The following is a 19,318-nucleotide window of genomic DNA, read 5'->3' as shown; positions in this document are numbered from 1 at the left end:
CCCACACCGCCCCGTGCGTGCATGGCCCGGACCAGCGGTTTCACCCGAATGGCCACCCTGTCTGCGCGCTGGGCGGCGAGGCCGCAGGGTGGTCCCATGTGGCTCCGTCACCGACTCTGGCCGGCCGCCGCGGTTCTCCCGCTCACCCTCCTCATCCTGCGGGGCACCCCGGTGGGCCTCGCGCCGCCCCCGCCGGCCGCCCCGGTGAACGAGCGGGCCGCCGGGGTGCCGCAGCCGCCGATCGTCACCCGGGCGGCCTGGCACGCGGACGAGGCCATGGTGCGGGAGCACGCGGTCTACACGGGCGCGGCCCGGGCCGTCTTCATCCATCACACGGGGGAGTCCAACACCTACGACTGCGCGGACGTGCCGCGCATGCTGCGGTCGGTCGAGGAGGCCCACATCAAGGGCAACGGCTGGGACGACATCGGCTACAACTTCCTCGTCGACCGGTGCGGGACGATCTACGAGGGCCGGGCCGGCGGCATCACGCGGCAGGTCCGCGGGGCGCACACCACGGGCTTCAACGCCGACAGCGTGGGGATAGCCGTGCTGGGCAACTACGGGCGCGGGGCCCAGGTGCCGCGGGCGATCGTCCGGGCCCTGGCCGAGGTGGCCGCGTGGAAGCTGCGGCCCGGGGCGGATCCGCGCGGCACGGTGCGGCTGGTCTCGACGAACGACGCGAGCAGGTACGCGAAGGGCGAAACGGCCGTGCTGCACGTCATATCGGGGCACCGCGACGCGTACCAGACCAACTGCCCCGGCGAGGCGCTGTACGCGCAACTGCCCGCTGTCCGGGCCGCGGCGGCGGAGCTGCGCAAGGCGCGCACGGGCACGGAAGACGCGGAGACCCCCTCCTGAGTTCTGCACTAGTGCATACGACGGTTTCGCCTAGTGTGAAGTGGGCTACCATGCGGGCATGCCTGCCATCGCCCCGCTCCCCGTGACCCTGACCGGCCGCCACGTGCGCCTCGAGCCGCTGTCCCCGGACCACCTCGACGACCTCTTCGCCGCCGGCGGCGGTGACGACGAGGTCTGGCGCTGGCAGGGCGGCCCCACTCCCCGCACCGTGCAGGAGCTCGGCGAGAAGCTCACGACCCTGCTGGCGGAGGCGCGACGCGGTGTGTACGTCCCCTTCGCCGTCATCCACCTCGGCAGCGGCCGGGCGATCGGCTGGACCACCTACCTGGACGTCGAGGTGACCGACGAACGGCTGGAGATCGGCTGGACGTGGTACGGCCGCGCCCACTGGCGCTCGGCGGTCAACACCGAGGCGAAGCTGCTCCTGATCGGTCATGCCTTCGAGGAACTGGGCATGGGCCGGGTGCAGTTGAAGACCGACCACCTCAACGTCCGTTCGCAGGAGGCGATAGCCCGGCTCGGCGCCCGGCGCGAAGGGGTGCTGCGCCGCCACCGCCGCCGGCCCGACGGTACCTGGCGCGACTCGGTCTACTTCTCGCTGCTCGCCGAGGAATGGCCCGAGGCGAAATCACGGCTCGCGGCCCGGCTCTGACGGAGCGTCGGGCAGAGCGCGGCCCGCCCGCCGGCGTCGGTACGGGGGCGGGTCGCCGGGCCCGTGTCCACCGACCGGTGGACACGGGGTTCCACCGGCCGGGGCTGCCGGGCGGACCCCCCTGCGAACCAGCATGGACGCATGAGAATCCGACCTGTACACATGGCTCGTTGGAGCGCCCGGCATCCGTGGCGCGCGATCGTCGGCTGGTTCGTCTTCGTGCTGCTGTGCCTCGGCGCGGGCATCGCCGCCGGCAACAACCCCGCCACCACCAAGGACTTCTGGGTCGGCGAGGCGGGGCACGCCGAGTCGATGGCCACCGACGGCGGCCTCCAGCGCCGGCCCACCGAACACGTCCTGATCCGGGCCAGATCCGGCCCCCTGGACACGGAACAGGCCACCGCCGCGGCCCGTGAGCTCACGACCCGGATGGCCGCGCTGTCCGAGGTGGAGAGCGTGGCGCCACCCGTCCGCTCGAAGGACGGCACGGCCCTGCGGGTGACCGTGGTCATGAAGGGCGCCGAGCTGGACGGCAAGAAGAACGTCGTCCCGCTCCTCGGCCGTACCGCGGAAGTGGCCGACGCCCACCCGGACCTGATCGTGGAGGAGACCGGCTCACCCGCCATCAGCAAGGGCGTCAACGACCAGCGCGGCGACGACCTGGCGCTGTCCGAGCGGCTCTCCCTGCCGGTGACGCTCGTCATCCTGCTGGTCGTGTTCGGCTCGGTGGTCATGGCCGGTGTGCCCCTGCTGCTGGCGCTCTCCTCGATCGCCGCGACGATGGGCCTGGCCATGCTGGCCTCCCACCTGATGCCCGACCCGGGCGTCGGCACCAACATGATCCTGCTCATGGGACTCGCGGTCGGCGTCGACTACACCCTGTTCTACCTCAAGCGCGAACGCGAGGAGCGGTCCCGGGCGGCCGGCCGGCTCAGCTCCGAGGCGCTCGTGGAACTCGCCGCGGCGACGGCCGGCCGGGCCGTCGTGGTCTCCGGCCTCGCGGTGATCGTCTCCACCGCCACCCTCTACCTGGCCACCGACGTCATCTTCTCCTCCCTCGCGACCGGCACCATCCTCGTCGTCGCCGTGGCGGTGCTCAGCTCGCTCACCGTCCTGCCCGCCCTGCTCGTGAAGCTCGGCCACCGCGCCGAACGCCGCGCCGCGAAGAAGGCCGCCCGCCGGGCGAAGCGCGGTGTGCCGGTCCGCACGAAGGCGGCGAAGCCCGAGAACGGCCGGATCTTCGGCGCGCTCATGCGCCCCGCGCAGCGCCACCCCGCGATCACCCTGTGCGTATCGGTCCTGGTCATGCTCGCCGTGGCGGCCCCCGCACTGGGCCTGAGGCTCATCGACCCGGGCAAGGACACCTTCTCCCGCTCCATCCCGGCCATGCAGGTCTACGACCGGCTGACCGCCGCGTACCCCGAACTCCTGGTCAAGCACGAGGTGGTGGCCCGGAGCGCCCCGGACCGGGCGCCCGAGGTCAGGCAGGCGCTGACCGCGCTCGGCCGGACCGCCCAGGCGGACCCGCTGTTCGCCCGGACCGGCGACCCCGTGGTGCGGACCTCCGCCGACGGCCGGATCAGTGTGCTGGAACTGGCGGTGCCGCACCCGGCGCCCTCCGACGAGGCGATCGCCTCGCTCGACCACCTGCGCGACCGCTACATCCCCGCGACAGCCGGTGCGTTGCGGGCAACCGACGTGGCGGTCAGCGGCGACGTGGCCCGCGGCCAGGACTACGTGCACCACGAGCGGGGCAAGCTGCCGCTGGTGATCGGATTCCTCCTGCTGCTCACCTTCCTGACGACCGCGGTGGTGTTCCGCTCCACGATCGTCGGCCTGCTCGGTGTCGTACTGAACCTGCTCTCCGCGGCCGCCGCGCTCGGCGCACTCGTCCTGGTCTTCCAGGGCACCTGGGCCGAAGGCCTGCTGGACTTCGACTCCCTCGGCGCCATCGCCTCCCGGGTGCCGCTCTTCCTCTTCGTGCTCCTCTTCGGCCTGTCGATGGACTACCAGGTCTTCGTCGTCAGCCGGATCAAGGAGGCCATGGACCACGGGATGACGGCCCGCGAGGCGGTGGTCGACGGCATCGCCCGCTCGGCCAAGGTGGTGACGAGCGCGGCGCTGGTCATGGTCACGATCTTCGCGGCCTTCGTCTTCCTGCACCTCACCGAGATGAAGCAGATGGGCTTCTGCCTGGCGGTGGCGGTCCTGCTGGACGCCGTCGTGATCCGCATGATGATCCTGCCGTCCGTCCTGCTGCTTCTCGGGGAGCGCGCCTGGCGCCCCCTGCGACGCTCGCGCCGCACGGAGCCCGGGGACCCGTCCGTCCCGTCCGCCCAGGCCGGCCGGCCGCTCCCCCACGTAGTCTGACGGGCATGCTGCAACGGCCCCAGCGCGGTGACCCTGTCTGGATCTGGGTGCTCCACGGGTGGGAGGGCCTGTCCTGGGCGCTCCTCGCCCTGGTCACCCTGATCACGGCGACGGGCGGCGCCCCGGCGCACCGGAAGGCCTGGATCCTCGCGCTGACGGCCGTGCTCGCCCTCTGCTACGCACTGGTGCGGTTACGCCCCGGCGACCGGGTCCGCAGGCCGTACGCCTATCTGTGCGTGCTCGTCGTCGTGCTGGGCGGCCTGGCGTACGAGGGCGACGGTTTCGGGGTCTTCTACACCGTGATGCTCACGCAGTTCATCGTCTTCGCCGACAGCCCCCGGGGCGCCATCCTCTTCACCGGCCTCGGGGCCGCGGGGATCACGATCGGCGGCAGCCTGAGGGAGGGCGGACACGTGGAGGCATTCCTCCAGAACAGCGCCTCCTCCCTCGGCGTCTGGGTGGTGGCCACCGCGATGGCCCTGATGACGCCGAGGGTGCTGGCCCAGCGCGACGAACGGGCCGCGCTCAGGACCGAGTTGAAGAGCACCCAGCTCGAACTGGCCGAGGTCTACCAGCGCCAGGGCGCGGCGGAGGAACGCGAACGCCTCGCCCGGGAGATCCACGACACCCTCGCCCAGGGCTTCGCCTCCATCATCGTGCTCGCCGAGGCCGCCCGGTCGCAGCTGGCCGTGGACGTCCACCGGAGCGCCCAGCAGCTCCAGTCCATCGAGCAGACGGCCCGGGAGAACCTCGCCGAGGCCCGGGTCCTGGTCGGCGCCGCCCCCAGCAGCGGTGTGGCGCCCGGATCGGTCGCCGCGACGCTCCGCCGCACGCTGGAACGCTTCACCGAGGACACCGGACTCGACGTGACGTCGGAGCTGGCCGACATCGTGTGCGACCAGCCGACCCGGATCGCCCTGCTGCGCTGCACGCAGGAGTCCCTGGCCAACATCCGCAAGCACGCGTCGGCGTCCACGGTCGGCGTGGTCCTGGCGCACGGGCCCGACGCCGTGGAGCTGGAGATCACGGACGACGGCCGCGGGTTCGTCGTCGAGGACGCCCACGGTTTCGGCCTGAACGGGATGCGCAAGCGGCTCGCCGAGTCCGGCGGCGGCCTCACCGTCACCAGCTCGCTCGGCGACGGCACCCGGATACTCGCCACCATCCCGCTCGCCCTCGACGGTCAAGGTGTGACATGACGACAGAGACCACCCCTGCGCCCCTGCGGATCATCCTGGCCGACGACCACACGGTGATGCGCGCCGGACTCGTCGCGCTGCTGTCCTCGGAACCCACCGTCGAGATCGTCGGCGAGGCCGGCGACGGCCGCCAGGCGGTCGGTCTCGTCGAACGGCTCCGGCCGGACGTGGCGCTGCTGGACCTGCGGATGCCGGTCCTGGACGGGGTGGGCGCCACCCTGGAGATCGTCGCGGGCGAGGCGCCCACCCGGGTGCTGATCCTCACCACGTACGACACCGACGCGGACATCGAGCGGGGCGTCGAGGCGGGCGCCACCGGCTACCTCCTCAAGGACGCCACCCGCGAACAGCTGGTGGAGGCGATCCACTCGGCGTCCCGGGGGGAGACCGTCCTGGCTCCCCGGGTGGCCCAGCGGCTGGTGGCCCGGATGCGCCGGCCCGTGGCCGTGAGCCTGACGGCCCGCGAGTCCGAGGTGCTCGGGGCGGTGGCGGAGGGCCTGTCGAACGTCGAGATCGGCCGCCGGCTGTTCATCGGCGAGGCCACGGTGAAGACCCATCTCCTGCGGATCTTCGCCAAGCTCGACGTCAACGACCGCACACGGGCGGTGGTGGTCGCGATGGACGCGGGTCTGCTGCACCGGCGTGAGGGACTGGCCGGTGGAGCGTAGACACACCTTTTGCCTGCCCGGACCGGCGACCCGGCGCACCGCCGACCGCGGCCGTACGGGCCGGTTCCGGCCCCCTGCCGGTCGCCGCGCGGGCTCCGCCTCCTGTCGTGTGGACCATGGTCCGGACACATCTCTCACACCAGGAGAACTCGATGCCCACCACGACCCTGCGCATTCCCACCGCGGACGGCGAGGCCGACGCCTTCGCCGCCTTCCCCGACGGCGGTGAGCGGCACCCAGGGGTGCTGATGTACCCGGACGGCTTCGGCATCCGGCCCGTGCTGCGGGACATGGCCCGCGAACTGGCCGGGCACGGGTACTACGTGCTCGTCCCCAACATCTTCTACCGGCACGGCCCGACACCGGTGATCGAACTTCCCGAGTTCATCGGGGCGGAGGCCCGGCCCGCGGTGTTCGCCCGGCTGATGCCCCTGATCGAGGCGCACACCGCCGAACGCACCCTGCGCGACGCCGACGCCTACCTCAGCTTCCTCACCGGCCGGCCCGAGGCCGGGGCCGGCCCGGTCGCGGTGACCGGCTACTGCATCGGCGGTCTCGTGGCGATGCGCACCGCCGTGGCCCACCCCGGCCGGGTGGCCGCCGTCGCCGCGTTCCACGGCCCCCTGACCGCCGACGTGACCGACCACCTCGCCGAACTGACCGCGGAGGTCCACCTCGGGCACGCCGAAGGCGACCTGACGCCCGAGGCCCTCGCCGCGCTCAACCGGACCCTGGACGCGTCGGGGGCCGACTACACCTCCGAGATCTACCCCGGCACCCTCCACGGCTTCACCATGTCCGACACCGACGCCTTCAGCCCCTCCGGCCTCCAGCGGCACTGGGACCGCCTGCTCCCGCTCCTCGACCGCACCCTGAGCAGGAAGTGAGGGCTCCGCCCGGAGCGCGGGACGGAGTGCCTACAGCGCGTCCGGTCCGCGCTCGCCCGTGCGGACCCGCACCACCGTGTCGACCGACTGCACCCACACCTTGCCGTCGCCGATGCGGTCGGTGCGGGCGGCGCGCACGATCGCGTCGACGACCGGTTCGGCCTCCGGGTCCGCGACGACGACCTCGATCCGCACCTTGGGGACCAGGTCGACCCGGTACTCGGCGCCCCGGTACACCTCGGTGTGGCCGTGCTGCCGCCCGTAGCCGCTGGCTTCGGTGACGGTGAGGCCGTGCACGCCCAGTTCCCGCAGCGCGGTCTTCACCTCGTCGAGGCGGTGCGGTCTGACGACGGCGGTGATGAGCTTCATGGCGAGGGGTTCCTGTCCTTGGAGAGCGGCGTGGGCCGGGCGGTCGCGGCCTGCGGAGCGCCGTGACCCAGGGCGCCGTGATCGTAGGCGCTCTCCGCGTGCAGTGTCTGGTCCAGGCCGGTGAGCTCCTCGTCCGCGGAGGCCCGCAGACCCATGAACCGGTCGACGGCCTTGCCGATCCCGTACGTCACGAGGAACGTGTACGCCGCCACGGCCAGTACGGCGACGGCCTGCCGGGCGAGCTGGCCGAACCCGCCCCCGTACAACAGCCCGTCCGCGCCACCGGTCATGGTGGCCGTGGCGAACAGGCCGATGAGCAGGGTGCCGACGATGCCGCCGACGAAGTGCACGCCGACCACGTCCAGGGAGTCGTCGTAGCCGAAGCGGAACTTCCACGCGACCGCGTACGAGCAGACGACGCCGGCGGTGAGCCCGACGGCGGCGCCGCCCAGGATGCCCACGGTGCCGCAGGCCGGAGTGATGGCGACCAGCCCGGCGACCGCGCCCGAGGCCGCGCCGAACGTGGTGGGGTGGCCGTCGCGCTTCTGCTCGACGAAGAGCCAGCCGAGCAGCCCCGTGCAGCCGGCGACCAGGGTGTTGAGGACGGAGGCGGCCGCCAGGCCGTTGGCGCCGAGGGCGGAGCCGCCGTTGAAGCCGAGCCAGCCGAACCAGAGCAGTCCGGCGCCGAGCATCACCATGGGCAGGTTGTGCGGGCGCATCGCGTCCTTCTTGAACCCGATGCGCGGCCCCACGACGAGCGCGAGCGCCAGCCCGGACGCCCCGGACGCGATCTCCACGACGAGCCCGCCGGCGAAGTCCAGCGCGCCCAGCGAGTCCTTGATCCAGCCGCCCGGACCCCAGACCCAGTGCGCGACGGGGGCGTAGACGAGCAGCGTCCACACCGGCACGATGACCAGCCAGGCGGCGAACTTCGTACGGTCCGCGATCGCTCCGCTGATCAGCGCCGCGGTGACGATCGCGAAGGTCAGCTGGAAGGTGGTGAACAGCAGGGTCGGCACGCTGCCGGTCACGCTGTCGGGCCCGATGCCGGCCAGGCCGACGTGCCCCAGATCCCCGACGAGCCCGCCGAACGCGTCGTCGCCGAAGGCCAGCGAGTACCCGGCGAGCAGCCAGACGACGGTGACGAGCGCGATCGAGACGAAGCTCATCATCAGCATGTTGAGTACGTTCTTCGTCCGGACCATGCCGCCGTAGAAGAGCGCCAGCCCGGGTGTCATCAGCAGGACGAGTGCGGTGGCGGCGAGCAGCCAGGCGGTGTCACCTGTGTCGATGCCGGCCGCGGCCACGGTCACGGGGGTCACGGGGGAGTCCTCCTCGGGGCGTGTGCGGTGCGGGCGACAGTGAGCGTGACCGGTGCGCGTTTCGTCGGAGGGACCTGGATGTTTCCGGCGCATTTCATTGCACGGGTGTTGCCGAAGTCTCACGGCGTGGACGATGCCCGTCCGTGTGGCGGGCACCACGTGGTTGACTCCCGGGCATGGAAGAACGGGAGTCGAACGCGCCCGGGCGGACCGCACCCCCGGCGCGCCCGGCGACGGAGCCGTCCTGGGTGGACCGGGTCGTCGCCGTCACGGGCTGGACGGACGACCGCAGGGCCCCCGCGGTCGACTGGGCGGCGGTCGAGACCCGGCTCGGCACGGCGCTGCCCGGTGACTACAAGGAGCTGGTCGAGCGGTTCGGGTACGGCGATTTCGACGACTACCTCGGCCTCCTGCTCCCCGACGGCCCGCCCGGCAGCCTGGACCTCGTCACGTTCAACGAGTTCTGGGCTCGCGCGGCGGCGGAGGACGGCGGCCGGTGGTGGGAGCCGTACGGCCTCCACCCGGCGCCGGGCGGCTTGTTGCAGTGGGGGAGCACGGAGGGGCGCACCTCGTTCTCCTGGCTCACCGAGGGCGACGACCCCGAGCGGTGGCCCATCCTCGTCATGGGGGAGGACTACGCGGACCGCCACCGGTTCGACGGCTCGACCGCGGAGTTCATCCACCGTCTGCTCACCGACCGGCGGCATCCCTGCTCCACCGCGCGCTACTTCGACAGGCACTTCTTCACGAGCTTCGAGGGCCGGGACGGGGAGGCCGGGCTCCCGCCGGGGGCGCGGTGACCGGCCGCAGGCCGGGCCGCGACGCCGGTGGGCCGCCAACGGCTGTGTGACCAGCCGCGATTACTCCGGAATCCGGTCTCTTCTCCGGGTAGCGCCCCCACGCCATCGGCTGACGACGTGTATCGAGGAGACCCGCCGAACCCGTACTGCGCCGTCCCGGCCGGCGACGATATGAGCTTCCACGATCTCGGGCAGCGCCGCGAACTCCTGTGCCGTATCGCCCATCCAGCGGGTGGAGTCCACCGTCACGTACGCCAGCACGCCGTACCCCAGTGCCGACGGGTCCACGACGGCCGTGGTCCGCCGGGCGAGATCGGCTCCAACAACGTCTACCGCGTCGATCCACTCACCGGCGAAGTGCGCCTGGTGGCCGATTGTTTCGGAGCACCGAACGGGCTGGTCTTCTCGGCTGACGAGCAGCAGCCGTTCGTCTCCGACACCCGGGCCGATTTCATCCGTGACTGCCTTTTGAGAGGTGACTGCCGGACAGGCGATCCGGTTGCCGGACCGGCCGGCGGGTGGCCCTGGCACCCCCCGTGCGTCGCGGGCCCTCCGCGTTTGTCGCCGGTCCCCTGCGGATTTGTCTGCGATCGGTAACAGAGGCAGCCAGTACGCGCGTTCGCATGTCTTGATGGGGGCAGGGCATCGGCGAAGACAGCAAAGGGGCGGGGCGGACATGGCGAAGCACAAGGGAAGGGGATGGCACGCCAGGCTTCTCGCGGCGGCACTCGGAGTGACGGCGATGGCCGCGGCCACCTCGGTGTGGACCGCACAGGCCGGCACCACCGGAGGGCAGCAGCCGCAGGCGTCCGTCTCGACGCCGGCCGCCCGGCAGCAGGAGCAAACCGTGACCAAGGTGGCGGCCGACATCGCGCACGCCTCGGACCGCGGCGCCAAGGGCGTCAACATCACCATCGACGACGGCCCGGACCCGACCTGGACGCCCCAGGTACTGCGCCTGCTCAAGGACAACGGAGTGAAGGCCACGTTCTGCATGGTGGGCACGCAGGCCCAGGCGTACCCGGACCTGGTCAAGGCGGTCGTGGCGGACGGGCACCGGCTGTGCAACCACACGGTCTCGCACGACACCACCATGGACACCAAGTCCGAGGCGTACCAGTCCCAGCAGATCCTCGACGCCGAACGCATGATCACCAAGGCGTCCGGCGGTGTCCGGCCGCAGTACTACCGCGCCCCGGGCGGTGCCTTCACCCCGTACAGCCGGCAGCTCGCCGCGTCCCGGGGGATGCGGCCGCTGGGCTGGAACGTCGACACCAAGGACTTCGAGCATCCCGGCGTCGACACCATGGTCGCCACCGTCAAGAGCGAGATATCCAACGGGCCGACCGTCCTCTTCCACGACGCGGGCGGGGACCGCTCCCAGACCTTGGCCGCCCTGCGCCAGGTTCTGCCCTGGCTGAGGCAGCAGGGTTACTCCTTCGGCTTTCCGGTGCGGTGAGCGGGGGACCACCCGCACGGACGCCGGGGCCCAGCCCCCGGCCTCGTTCCCGCCCCGTCCTCGTGCCCCTCGGTGGCACGCCCGACTATCTGTCTGCCCGACACGCGAAAATCTACTGTGGCGAGAGTAGACATGGCGGCGAGTGCTGCGTATGGTTCTTCTCGTAGACGAGATCGACGAAGGCCGGGCAGAGATGAACTGCCCGGCAGCAGGACCCGCGACCGCAGTGAAGTAGTCGCGGTACAGCAGTTCGCAGGACGGTGCGGTGGTGGAGTTCCGGAGCCATGTGTGTCGGGGCGGTGACGGGGCTGACGACCGGACCGGGCGGCCCGCGGTGAACAGGGGCCGCCGAGAGCAGAGCCCGGGCGGAACGACTGCGCTCGGGTGCCGCAGGACATCGAGAGTGAGGTGGTCTCCGGTCGAGCAACCACGATCCCCGCACCCCCGCCGGTATACCGGCCGGGTCCGCGGACTCAGAGGGCCGGTGCGACACGACGGCCGGCAGATGGTGTAGCAATTCCTTCGGGGCCTTGGTGCCAGTGGCACCAGGGCCCCTCCACGCGTGCCATGGAAGAGGTGCAATGACAGCAGATGATTCGTTCGGCCGTCTCGATGACGACGACTACCCCGCCTACACGATGGGCCGGGCCGCCGAGATGCTCGGCACGACCCAGGGCTTCCTCCGCGCCCTCGGTGAAGCCCGCCTCATCACCCCGCTGCGCTCCGCGGGCGGCCACCGCCGCTACTCCCGCTACCAGCTGCGCATCGCCGCCCGCGCCCGGGAAATAGTCGACCAGGGGACCCCCATCGAGGCCGCCTGCCGCATCGTCATCCTTGAGGACCAGCTCGAAGAGGCACAGCGCATCAACGCCGAATACCGTCGCGCCACCGCATCGGCGGGCTCTCCGCCCACGGGCTGAGGCAGCACCCGGGCAGCACCCGCCTGCCCGGCAGCGCGCACGCACGCCGGCCGGGACGCGGCGTCCACGCGGCGTCCCGGCCATGCCGGTCTCCGAAGCCCCGGCCCCCGTGCCACGCTGTGCCAGGACCCCGCGGGACGCCTCACCCAGCTCGTCGAAGAAAGTTCGGAAAAGTTCGGACGGCGATGTCGAGAACCGGTGACCGGCTCCGTCCCCGCATTGAACGCGACCACGAAGGGTCGCTCCAGCGAGGAGAGACACGATGGCCAAGTACTTGCTCCTGAAGCACTACCGCGGCGCTCCGGCTTCGGTCAACGACGTACGGATGGACCAGTGGACGCCGGAGGAGATCTCGGCGCACATGCAGTACATGAACGACTTCGCGGCCCGGCTGGAGAAGACGGGCGAGTTCGTCGACGGTCAGGCCCTGGCCCCCGAGGGCGCGTGGGTGCGCTACGACGGTGAGGGGCGCCCGCCGGTCACCGACGGCCCGTTCGCCGAGACCAAGGACCTCATCGCCGGGTGGATGATCATCGATGTCGACAGCTACGAGCGCGCCGTCGAGCTGGCCGGGGAGCTGTCGGCCGCACCCGGCGCGGGCGGCAAGCCGATCCACGAGTGGCTGGAGCTGCGCCCGTTCCTGACCGCGCCGCCCACCATCACGGAGTGACCTCACCGATGGACGAGGCTCTGCTGCGCGGCCTCACCCCGAGCGTGCTCGCCATCCTCGTCCGCCGCGGAGCCGACTTCGCGGCGGCCGAGGACGCGGTGCAGGACGCGCTCGTCGAGGCGATGCGCGTCCGGCCGGCGGACCCGACCGCCGGCTCGGAGCCCGGCTCGCGCACGGGAGACCCCGTGCGCGACCCGAAGGGCTGGCTGGTCACCGTGGCCTGGCGAAAGTTCCTCGACGCGACGCGGGCGGACACCGCCCGCCGCCGACGGGAGCACCGCGTCGACGAGGAGCCGGCGCCCGGGCCCGCTCCCGCCGTCGACGACACGCTCCAGCTCTACTTCCTGTGCGCCCACCCGTCCCTGACCCCGTCGTCGGCGGTCGCGCTCACGCTGCGCGCCGTCGGCGGGCTGACCACCCGCCAGATCGCCCAGGCCTACCTGGTGCCCGAGGCGACGATGGCCCAGCGCATCACCCGGGCCAAGCGCACCGTGTCCGGCGTGCGGTTCAACCAGCCCGGCGACGTCGCCACCGTGCTGCGCGTCCTCTACCTGGTCTTCAACGAGGGCTACTCCGGCGACGTCGACCTCGCCGCCGAGGCCATCCGGCTCACCCGGCAGCTCGCACCCCGGGTCGACCACCCCGAGGCGGCGGGGCTGCTCGCCCTCATGCTGCTCCACCACGCCCGGCGCGCCGCCCGGACCGCGCCCGACGGCAGTCTCGTACCGCTCGCCGAGCAGGACCGCGGCCGGTGGGACACCGACGCGATCGCCGAGGGCGTCGTGATCCTCCAGGCGGCTCTCGCCCGCGACCGGTTGGGCGAGTTCCAGGCCCAGGCCGCCATCGCGGCGCTCCACGCCGACGCGCCCACCGCCGAGGAGACCGACTGGGTGCAGATCGTCGAGTGGTACGACGAGCTCACGCGCCTGACCGACAACCCCGTCGTCCGGCTCAACCGCGCGGTGGCCGTCGCCGAGGCCGACGGACCGCGCGCCGGCCTCAAGGAGCTCGCCGCGCTGGACGCCTCGCTGCCCCGCCACACCGCGGTGGCGGCGTACCTCCACGAGCACGACGGCGACCTGGAGACGGCGGCGCGGCTGTACGCCGAGGCGGCCCACAAGGCACCCAACCTCGCCGAGCGCGAACATCTGACCCGCCAGGCCGCCCGGCTCAACGCCCGCCGCTGACAGCGCCACGGCCGCCGAAAGCACGGTGAAAAGCACTGGGCGGATCACCTTCGCCCTGCTGGGATGGGCGCATGAGTCCTTCATCCGTCGGGCCGGCCCAGGTGGTCGTCCCCGTCCACGTCCGCGACCTGACGCCCGCCGATCTGCCGGCCTGTGCCTGGTCGGGCTCGTCGGCCCATCTGGTGCAGGTGGCCCGTGAGTTGGAGCGCGCGGCGGCCGGGGAGGTGGACTACCTGGCGGTCTGTACGCCGGTGGGTCTTCCGGTGGCGATCGGCGGCGTCGACTATCAGGTCGCGGCCGGTTCCGGCACGCTGTGGCAGCTCGCGGTGGCCCCGGCGCTCCAGTCGTGCGGCCTGGGTACCGTGCTCATCCGCGCGGCGGAGGACCGCATCAGGTCACGCGGCCCGGGGCGCGCGGAACTCGGGGTCGAGGAGAGCAATCCCCGTGCCCGGGCGCTGTACGAACGCCTGGGGTACGAGGCCTACGGCAGCCGGCCGGACGCCTGGGACGTGGAGGCGCCGGACGGTTCGCTGCGCCGGTACGAAACCATGTGCACGCTCATGCGCAAGGACGTGTGCTAGGGGAGACGACGTGGTCCGGGGCGGACCCCGGGGTGGCCTGCGGGGAGGGGAGCGGGGCGTGGCACGACAGCCGGGGCGGCCCCATGAGCTCCGGACCGATCGTGGTCCCCGCGGCACTCGCCGTACTCCTCGGACGGTCGGCCCCGGGAACACGAGGCCCGGCCTGCATCCGCTGGACGAGTGCGAGGTCCGGCCTGCCCATGGTGGTCGAGTGCGAGGCCCGGCCTGCCCCCGGGGGCGCGTACGACGTGGTCCGGCGTCAGGCGGATGCCCCACCGTCGACGACCAGGTCGGCGCCGACGACCGCTCCGGCTGCGGGTGAGGCGAGGTAGAGCACCGCGGCCGCCACTTCTCCGGCCTCAGCGACCCGGCCGAGCGGGTTCTCCGACTTCATCCGCTCGGTGCGGCCGGCTTCGGTCTCGCCGGGCCGCAGGGACATGGGAGCGGCGGAGGCGCCCGGGCTCACCGCGTTGATGCGGACGCCCTGGTGGATGTGGTCGAGAGCGGCGGCGCGGGTCAGCGCGGACACCGCTGCCTTGGAGGTGATGTACGCGGCGGCGTTCGGGACTCGGCGGTGCGCGCCCAGGTTGGAGGCGATGTTGACGATGGCGCCGCCACCGTTGTCCTTCATGTGCGCGATCTCGTGCTTCATGGCCAGCCAGACGCCTGTGACGTTGGTCCGCAGCACCGTGTCCCAGTCCTCCTCGCTCACGTCTCCCACCGGTCCGGAGCCGCGGAGTATCCCGGCGTTGTTGACCGCGATGTCGAGCCCGCCGAAACGGGTGACACTCTCGCGTACGAGGTCCCGCAGCCGGTCGGAGTCGGTGACGTCGACCGTGACGGCGGCAGCCGTGCCGCCCGCCGCCTCGACGAGGCCGACCGTCTCGTCCAGGGTGGCCGCGGTACGACCCGCGGCGACCACGGACGCGCCCTCGGCGGCGAAGGCGAGCGCGATCGCGCGGCCGAGACCGGAACCTGCACCCGTGACGAGCACGGTCTTGCCGGTGAAGCGGTCCATTCCTCTGCAACTCCTTTGCGTAGCGGGTCAGTCGAGGCAGTCGAGGAGGGTGAAGGCGCGTCGGTGCCGCGTGTGGACGCGGTGGGTGGTTCCCCCGGCGGCCATGACCCTCCTCATATTTGATCGACCGGTCCAATATTCAGGCAGGATGTGCGACGGCTCGGTGGCTTCGGCGCGGGTGATTCAGTCCAGCAGGGTCAGTGCCTGCTCGGCCGCGTCCCGCACCCTGGCGGGATCGCTGGAGGCCTTGCCGACGACCCGTACGCCCTGCAGCAGGACGAGCAGCATGCGGGCCAGCGCGCGCGGATCACGGTCCTCGGGCAGCTCGCCCTGGGCTCCTGCCCGGACGAGCGCGGACTGCAGCAGCGTCTCCAGGTGCTCCCAACTGGCCTCCACCCGGCGAGCCGCCGCGGGGTCGTGCGGGGCCCGTTCGGCAGCCGTGTTGGTGATCAGGCAGCCGTGCAGCCGGCCGTCGGGGGAGGCGGCCTCCGAGGCGAAGCGGCGTACCACCGCCCGCACGGCGGGCAGTGCGGGCCCCGGCTGGGACAACTCCGTGAGGAGCAGCGGATCGTGGCCCTCCGCGTACCGGTCCATGGCCTTCAGGTACAGCTCGTGCTTGTTGCCGAAGGTGGCGTAGATGCTGGCGCGACCGATACCCAGGTGTTCGACGAGGTCGGCGATCGACGTGGCTTCGTAGCCGCACCGCCAGAACAGCTCGAGGGCTGACTGCAGCGCGGCGTCCGGATCGAATTCCTTGGTCCTGGCCACAGGGGAGACCGTAGCCGCATGTGGAACGAACGGTCAATAACCGTTCGCCGCACCCTCGTTCGGTACGTATCATCGCCACGCCGCCGCGAATTCCCCAGTCGGTTCAGCCGGTTCAGCCGGTTCAGTGGGTTCAGCCCGGGCGTCGCGCGGTCAGGCCGTTTCCCTCGGAACAGCCATCTGCCCGGCCTTCGCCTGCCTCCGCGCCCGGAACTCGTCCAGAAACCCCACGGCGAGCAGCGACAGCACCGCTGCCAGAGCGAAGGCGGCGGCCAGGGCGTTCAGCAGACCGTAGGGACCGCTGCCCTCGACGGCGCGGCCACCGTCCAGCAGGCAGTCGAAGCCCAAGGGGAAGTAGGACGGTTCGTGCCCGGCGAGCCGGTCGAGCGTGCCGGGCGGGAGGGAACGGCAGGGAGCGGCCGGGGAGGAGCCCGCGCCCGACTCGGCTTCGCTCGCGTCCCACTGGACCGAGCCGAGCCCGATCGCGTACACGAGGACGGCTGCGACAGCCGCCATGCCCGCGCTCCACCGCAGAAGGTCCCTGGCCCAGTCCGGTCGGCGCCCCGGGACGGCGACCGATATCAGCTTCACCGCGACCGCGATGACCCAGACCGGTACGGCGAGCATGGCGCCGTACATCAGCAGGACGAACATGCGGCAGCTGCCTCTCGGGGGTCCGGCGACTCTGTCGACGACAGGGTCGTCCTGTGCCAGACGCCGCCCTGTTCCCGGCCGGTTCCCCCGCGCTGCCGCCCGCGCGGCGAGCCGAAGCGCGGGCGCCCGCCCGCGTCGCCCGGGCGCGGCTCCCTGTCGCAGGTGCCGGTGATCGGTTCGGGAGGGGTTCGGGGGCGTCAACCCGGGTGGGGCGTGTGCCTGCGGACCGGTCGTCGGCGGGTACCCGGTTCCGTGAGCGTCATCGGGTGGGGCCGGGGCGGCTGAAGCCCGCGACCGCGGTGTAGGCGGCGGCGGTGGTCTCTCCGAGTGTGGTGCCCTCGGGGTGCTGCGCCCAGTGTTCGAGGGCGGTGGTGGCCACGTTGATGAGCATGCCTGCCGTCGCTTTGGCGGCGAGGCTGTCGGGGGCGAGGCCCAGGCGTTCGGCGACGACGGGGCCCAACAGGTCCTGAGCGCGACGTCCTGCCGCCAGCCACCGGGCCTTGAGTGCCGGTTCGGCGAGCATCACGCGGGCGATGCGGAGCGTTTCGTCGGACGTGGTGCTGCCGGCGAGCAGGGCGGCCCGGGCGGCCTCGGGCAGCGGCTCGGTGCTGGGGCGCCGCGAGAGGGCGTCGACGAGGGCGTGGACGCCCTCGACCAGCAGCGGGGTGAGCGTCTCTTCCTTGACCGGACAGTGCCGGTAGAAGGTGCGCAGGGAGATGCCCGCCTCCGCGGCGATCTGGTCGACGGTGGTGTCCGCGAAACCCTGCTGCTCGAAGAGCTGGGCGGCGCGCAGACCGATCTCGCGCTGCATGGCCGTCCGGCGACGTTGGCGCAGGTCAGGCGTCGCTTCCGGCTGGTCGGCCGATCCGTGGGCGTGGGGCACGTTCGCGTACTCCTCCATCTGTCGCGCTGCTCGTCCCAGTGTGGCACGTAACTCACACTTGGCACATTGTGCCATCCAGGCATACCGTTGCGGCCGGGTGCTCCGGGCGACCCCGGGACACGAGTTCGGTACAGAGAGAAGTGGTCCACCATGGCCCAGATTTCATTCGAGGGACGCGTCGCGATCGTGACCGGGGCGGGAGGCGGCCTCGGCCGTGCTCACGCCCTCGACCTGGCAGCCCGCGGCGCGAAGGTCGTCGTCAACGACCTCGGCGGCAGCATCGACGGCAAGGGCGGCGGCGCCGCGATGGCCGACCAGGTCGTCAAGGAGATCGCCGCCGCCGGCGGTGAGGCCGTCGCGAACTACGACTCGGTCGCCACCCCCGAAGGCGGCAAGGCCATCGTGCGGAGCGCCCTCGACGCCTTCGGCACCGTCGACATCCTGATCAACAACGCGGGCAACATCCGCAACGCCCCCTTCACCGACCTCACGCCCGAGGCGATCGACGCCCTGCTCGCCGTGCACGTCAAGGGCGCTTTCCACGTCACCCAGCCCGCCTTCGCGGTCATGCGCGACAAGGGATACGGCCGCATCGTCTTCACCTCGTCGGCCGCCGGGGTCTTCGGCAATGCCGAACAGGCCAACTACGCGGCCGCGAAGGGCGCTGTCCTCGGCCTGGCCAACGTCGTCGCCCTCGAAGGCGCGCCGCACGGCATCAAGGTCAACACCATCCTCCCCGCGGCCGAAAGCCGCATGGCCGCCGCGATGAACCCCGAGACGCTGGCAGGCATCCCCACCACCCCCGCCCACGGGGAGCCCGAGATGATCACCGCCATGGCCGTCTACCTGGCCAGCGAGGACAACCCCCACACGCACGAGGCGTTCTCCATCGCCCGCGGCCGCTACGCCCGCGTCTTCATCGGCGTCACCGAGGGCTTCCACGTCCCTGCGGACGCACCGGTGGCCACCGCCGATGACATCGCCGCACACATCGGCACCGTCCGCGACCAGAGCGGGTACCACGTCCCCGGCTCCATGGTCGAGGAGTTCGCGCTCGTCCCGTGAGCACCCGCCGGTCCCCGCCCCGCGCAGGGGCGGGGCCCGGACCCGTCCCACAGGCGGGCCGACCGGCCCGCCGCCCCGTCTGACCGGAGCCGAACCACCATGAGCACAACCCCGCGTACCCACGTCGTCACCGGTGCCGCTTCCGGCATCGGAGCCGCCACCCGCCACACCCTCCTCGCCCAGGGCGACCACGTCATCGGCGTCGACCTGCGCGGCAGCGACATCGACTGCGACCTCGCCGATCCCGCTTCCCGCGCGACCCTCGCCGACCGCGTGTCCGCCCTCGCCCCCCACGGCATCGACGCCGTCCACGCCATCGCCGGGGTCTCCCTGCCCACCGCGCTCACGGCGAAGGTCAACTACTTCGGCGCCACCGCCACCCTCAGCTCCCTGCGGCCGCTGCTGGCCGGCTCGCCCGCGCCCCGCGCTCTCGTGGTCAGCTCGTTCTCCGCCCTCCAGGACACCGACCCCGAGCTCCTCGACGCCCTGCGCGAGGACGACGAGGACCGCGCCCTCGCCCGGGCCGAAGCCCTCGCCGCCGACGGGCAGGGGAGTCTGATCTACCCGAGCAGCAAGCGCGCCATCGCCGAATGGGTGCGCACCCAGGCGATCACCACCCCCTGGGCAGGCGCCGGCATCCCGCTCAACGCCGTCGGCCCCGGAGTCATCCGCACCCCCATGACGGCGCCCTACCTGGACACGCCGGAAGGCCGTGAGGGTCTCTTCGCGCAGGTCCCCTCCCCGCTCAACGGTGCCGCCGACCCGGAGGACATCGCCGGACTCCTCGCCTGGCTCACCAGCCCCGCCAACCGGCACCTCACCGGGCAGGTCGTCTTCGCCGACAGCGGCGCCGACGCCACCGTCCGCGGGCCGCGCATCTTCGGCTGACCCACCCGTAGGCCGGCTCGGTCACGGACGGCCCGGGCGTGGGCCGTGCCCACTCCTTACCGGCGCCGCGCGCCCCCGCCCCGCCGAAGCGGCGGAGCGG

General features: G+C 72.3%; 20 protein-coding genes and 2 pseudogenes. 15 read left to right on the top strand and 7 right to left on the bottom strand.

Features of this window, described 5'->3' with window-relative positions:
* Nucleotides 1-96: 96 nt before the first annotated feature.
* The 6 genes from ABZ454_RS00855 (at nucleotide 97) to ABZ454_RS00830 (ending at nucleotide 6,637) form a co-directional block, all read left to right on the top strand.
* Nucleotides 97-861, top strand: coding sequence for a peptidoglycan recognition protein (locus tag ABZ454_RS00855; RefSeq protein ID WP_356319299.1), 765 nt, complete (start codon nucleotides 97-99; stop codon nucleotides 859-861).
* 58 nt (nucleotides 862-919) lie between these two features.
* Nucleotides 920-1,513: a GNAT family protein gene (locus ABZ454_RS00850; protein ID WP_359535361.1), complete on the top strand. Its 594-nt coding sequence runs from the start codon at nucleotides 920-922 to the stop codon at nucleotides 1,511-1,513.
* Between the two features lie 141 nt (nucleotides 1,514-1,654).
* Nucleotides 1,655-3,883 carry an MMPL family transporter gene (locus tag ABZ454_RS00845; RefSeq protein ID WP_359535358.1) on the top strand — a complete coding sequence of 743 codons (2,229 nt, stop codon included), beginning with the start codon at nucleotides 1,655-1,657 and terminating at the stop codon, nucleotides 3,881-3,883.
* 5 nt (nucleotides 3,884-3,888) lie between these two features.
* Nucleotides 3,889-5,082 carry a sensor histidine kinase gene (locus tag ABZ454_RS00840; protein ID WP_359535356.1) on the top strand — a complete coding sequence of 398 codons (1,194 nt, stop codon included), beginning with the start codon at nucleotides 3,889-3,891 and terminating at the stop codon, nucleotides 5,080-5,082.
* Nucleotides 5,079-5,750 carry a response regulator transcription factor gene (locus ABZ454_RS00835; RefSeq protein WP_359535353.1) on the top strand — a complete coding sequence of 224 codons (672 nt, stop codon included), beginning with the start codon at nucleotides 5,079-5,081 and terminating at the stop codon, nucleotides 5,748-5,750. The genes ABZ454_RS00840 and ABZ454_RS00835 overlap by 4 nt, the downstream gene beginning before the upstream one ends.
* 152 nt (nucleotides 5,751-5,902) lie before the next feature.
* Complete coding sequence (locus tag ABZ454_RS00830; protein ID WP_359535352.1) at nucleotides 5,903-6,637, top strand: dienelactone hydrolase family protein; 735 nt, start codon at nucleotides 5,903-5,905, stop codon at nucleotides 6,635-6,637.
* Nucleotides 6,638-6,667: 30 nt separating this feature from the next.
* Here ABZ454_RS00830 and ABZ454_RS00825 read toward each other — a convergent pair whose 3' ends face one another.
* Both ABZ454_RS00825 and ABZ454_RS00820 read right to left on the bottom strand, forming a co-directional pair.
* On the bottom strand, nucleotides 6,668-7,006 hold the full coding sequence (locus ABZ454_RS00825; protein ID WP_356319305.1) for a P-II family nitrogen regulator: 339 nt from the start codon (nucleotides 7,004-7,006) through the stop codon (nucleotides 6,668-6,670).
* Nucleotides 7,003-8,328 (bottom strand): ammonium transporter, encoded by a 1,326-nt coding sequence (locus ABZ454_RS00820; RefSeq protein ID WP_359535348.1) that lies wholly within the window; start codon nucleotides 8,326-8,328, stop codon nucleotides 7,003-7,005. Before ABZ454_RS00820 ends, ABZ454_RS00825 begins: the two co-directional genes overlap by 4 nt.
* 176 nt (nucleotides 8,329-8,504) lie before the next feature.
* Between ABZ454_RS00820 and ABZ454_RS00815 the strand changes: the two genes are divergently transcribed.
* On the top strand, nucleotides 8,505-9,128 hold the full coding sequence (locus ABZ454_RS00815) for an SMI1/KNR4 family protein (RefSeq protein WP_359535346.1): 624 nt from the start codon (nucleotides 8,505-8,507) through the stop codon (nucleotides 9,126-9,128).
* Between the two features lie 159 nt (nucleotides 9,129-9,287).
* Here ABZ454_RS00815 and ABZ454_RS00810 read toward each other — a convergent pair.
* A pseudogene (locus tag ABZ454_RS00810) lies at nucleotides 9,288-9,440 on the bottom strand (Lrp/AsnC family transcriptional regulator); the annotation flags it as partial.
* Between ABZ454_RS00810 and ABZ454_RS00805 the strand changes: the two are divergent.
* From ABZ454_RS00805 to ABZ454_RS00780, 6 genes and pseudogenes are all read left to right on the top strand, one after another.
* Nucleotides 9,438-9,587: pseudogene (locus tag ABZ454_RS00805) on the top strand (SMP-30/gluconolactonase/LRE family protein); the annotation flags it as partial. The pseudogenes ABZ454_RS00810 and ABZ454_RS00805 overlap by 3 nt on opposite strands.
* Nucleotides 9,588-9,804: 217 nt before the next feature.
* On the top strand, nucleotides 9,805-10,587 hold the full coding sequence (locus ABZ454_RS00800; protein ID WP_356319311.1) for a polysaccharide deacetylase family protein: 783 nt from the start codon (nucleotides 9,805-9,807) through the stop codon (nucleotides 10,585-10,587).
* A 581-nt stretch (nucleotides 10,588-11,168) separates the two neighbouring features.
* Nucleotides 11,169-11,507: a MerR family transcriptional regulator gene (locus ABZ454_RS00795; RefSeq protein WP_356319312.1), complete on the top strand. Its 339-nt coding sequence runs from the start codon at nucleotides 11,169-11,171 to the stop codon at nucleotides 11,505-11,507.
* A 262-nt stretch (nucleotides 11,508-11,769) separates the two neighbouring features.
* Nucleotides 11,770-12,177 (top strand): YciI family protein, encoded by a 408-nt coding sequence (locus ABZ454_RS00790; RefSeq protein ID WP_356319313.1) that lies wholly within the window; start codon nucleotides 11,770-11,772, stop codon nucleotides 12,175-12,177.
* A gap of 8 nt (nucleotides 12,178-12,185) precedes the next feature.
* Nucleotides 12,186-13,364, top strand: coding sequence for a DUF6596 domain-containing protein (locus ABZ454_RS00785; protein ID WP_359535735.1), 1,179 nt, complete (start codon nucleotides 12,186-12,188; stop codon nucleotides 13,362-13,364).
* A gap of 71 nt (nucleotides 13,365-13,435) precedes the next feature.
* Nucleotides 13,436-13,945 carry a GNAT family N-acetyltransferase gene (locus tag ABZ454_RS00780; protein WP_359535342.1) on the top strand — a complete coding sequence of 170 codons (510 nt, stop codon included), beginning with the start codon at nucleotides 13,436-13,438 and terminating at the stop codon, nucleotides 13,943-13,945.
* Between the two features lie 259 nt (nucleotides 13,946-14,204).
* Here the strand turns inward: ABZ454_RS00780 and ABZ454_RS00775 are convergent, their stop codons facing one another.
* From ABZ454_RS00775 to ABZ454_RS00760, 4 genes are all read right to left on the bottom strand, one after another.
* Nucleotides 14,205-14,963 (bottom strand): SDR family oxidoreductase, encoded by a 759-nt coding sequence (locus ABZ454_RS00775; RefSeq protein WP_359535340.1) that lies wholly within the window; start codon nucleotides 14,961-14,963, stop codon nucleotides 14,205-14,207.
* Between the two features lie 183 nt (nucleotides 14,964-15,146).
* Entirely contained in the window at nucleotides 15,147-15,731 is a 585-nt protein-coding gene (locus ABZ454_RS00770) for a TetR/AcrR family transcriptional regulator (RefSeq protein ID WP_359535337.1), read from the bottom strand.
* 150 nt (nucleotides 15,732-15,881) lie between these two features.
* A complete protein-coding gene (locus ABZ454_RS00765; protein WP_359535335.1) occupies nucleotides 15,882-16,382 on the bottom strand; it encodes a hypothetical protein in 501 nt (166 codons plus the stop codon).
* Nucleotides 16,383-16,641: 259 nt separating this feature from the next.
* Entirely contained in the window at nucleotides 16,642-17,265 is a 624-nt protein-coding gene (locus ABZ454_RS00760; RefSeq protein ID WP_359535332.1) for a TetR family transcriptional regulator, read from the bottom strand.
* A gap of 150 nt (nucleotides 17,266-17,415) precedes the next feature.
* On the opposite strand from ABZ454_RS00760, the gene ABZ454_RS00755 reads away from it, so the two are divergent.
* Nucleotides 17,416-18,330, top strand: coding sequence for an SDR family NAD(P)-dependent oxidoreductase (locus tag ABZ454_RS00755; RefSeq protein ID WP_359535329.1), 915 nt, complete (start codon nucleotides 17,416-17,418; stop codon nucleotides 18,328-18,330).
* A 99-nt stretch (nucleotides 18,331-18,429) separates the two neighbouring features.
* The gene (locus ABZ454_RS00750) at nucleotides 18,430-19,218 is read left to right on the top strand and encodes an SDR family oxidoreductase (RefSeq protein ID WP_359535326.1); all 789 of its coding nucleotides are present in this window, start codon (nucleotides 18,430-18,432) and stop codon (nucleotides 19,216-19,218) included.
* The last annotated feature ends 100 nt before the right edge of the window (nucleotides 19,219-19,318 follow it).

Source organism: Streptomyces sp. NPDC005803 (genome assembly GCF_040630435.1).
GTDB lineage: Bacteria > Actinomycetota > Actinomycetes > Streptomycetales > Streptomycetaceae > Streptomyces.
This window is presented reverse-complemented; position numbering and strand designations above follow the sequence as displayed.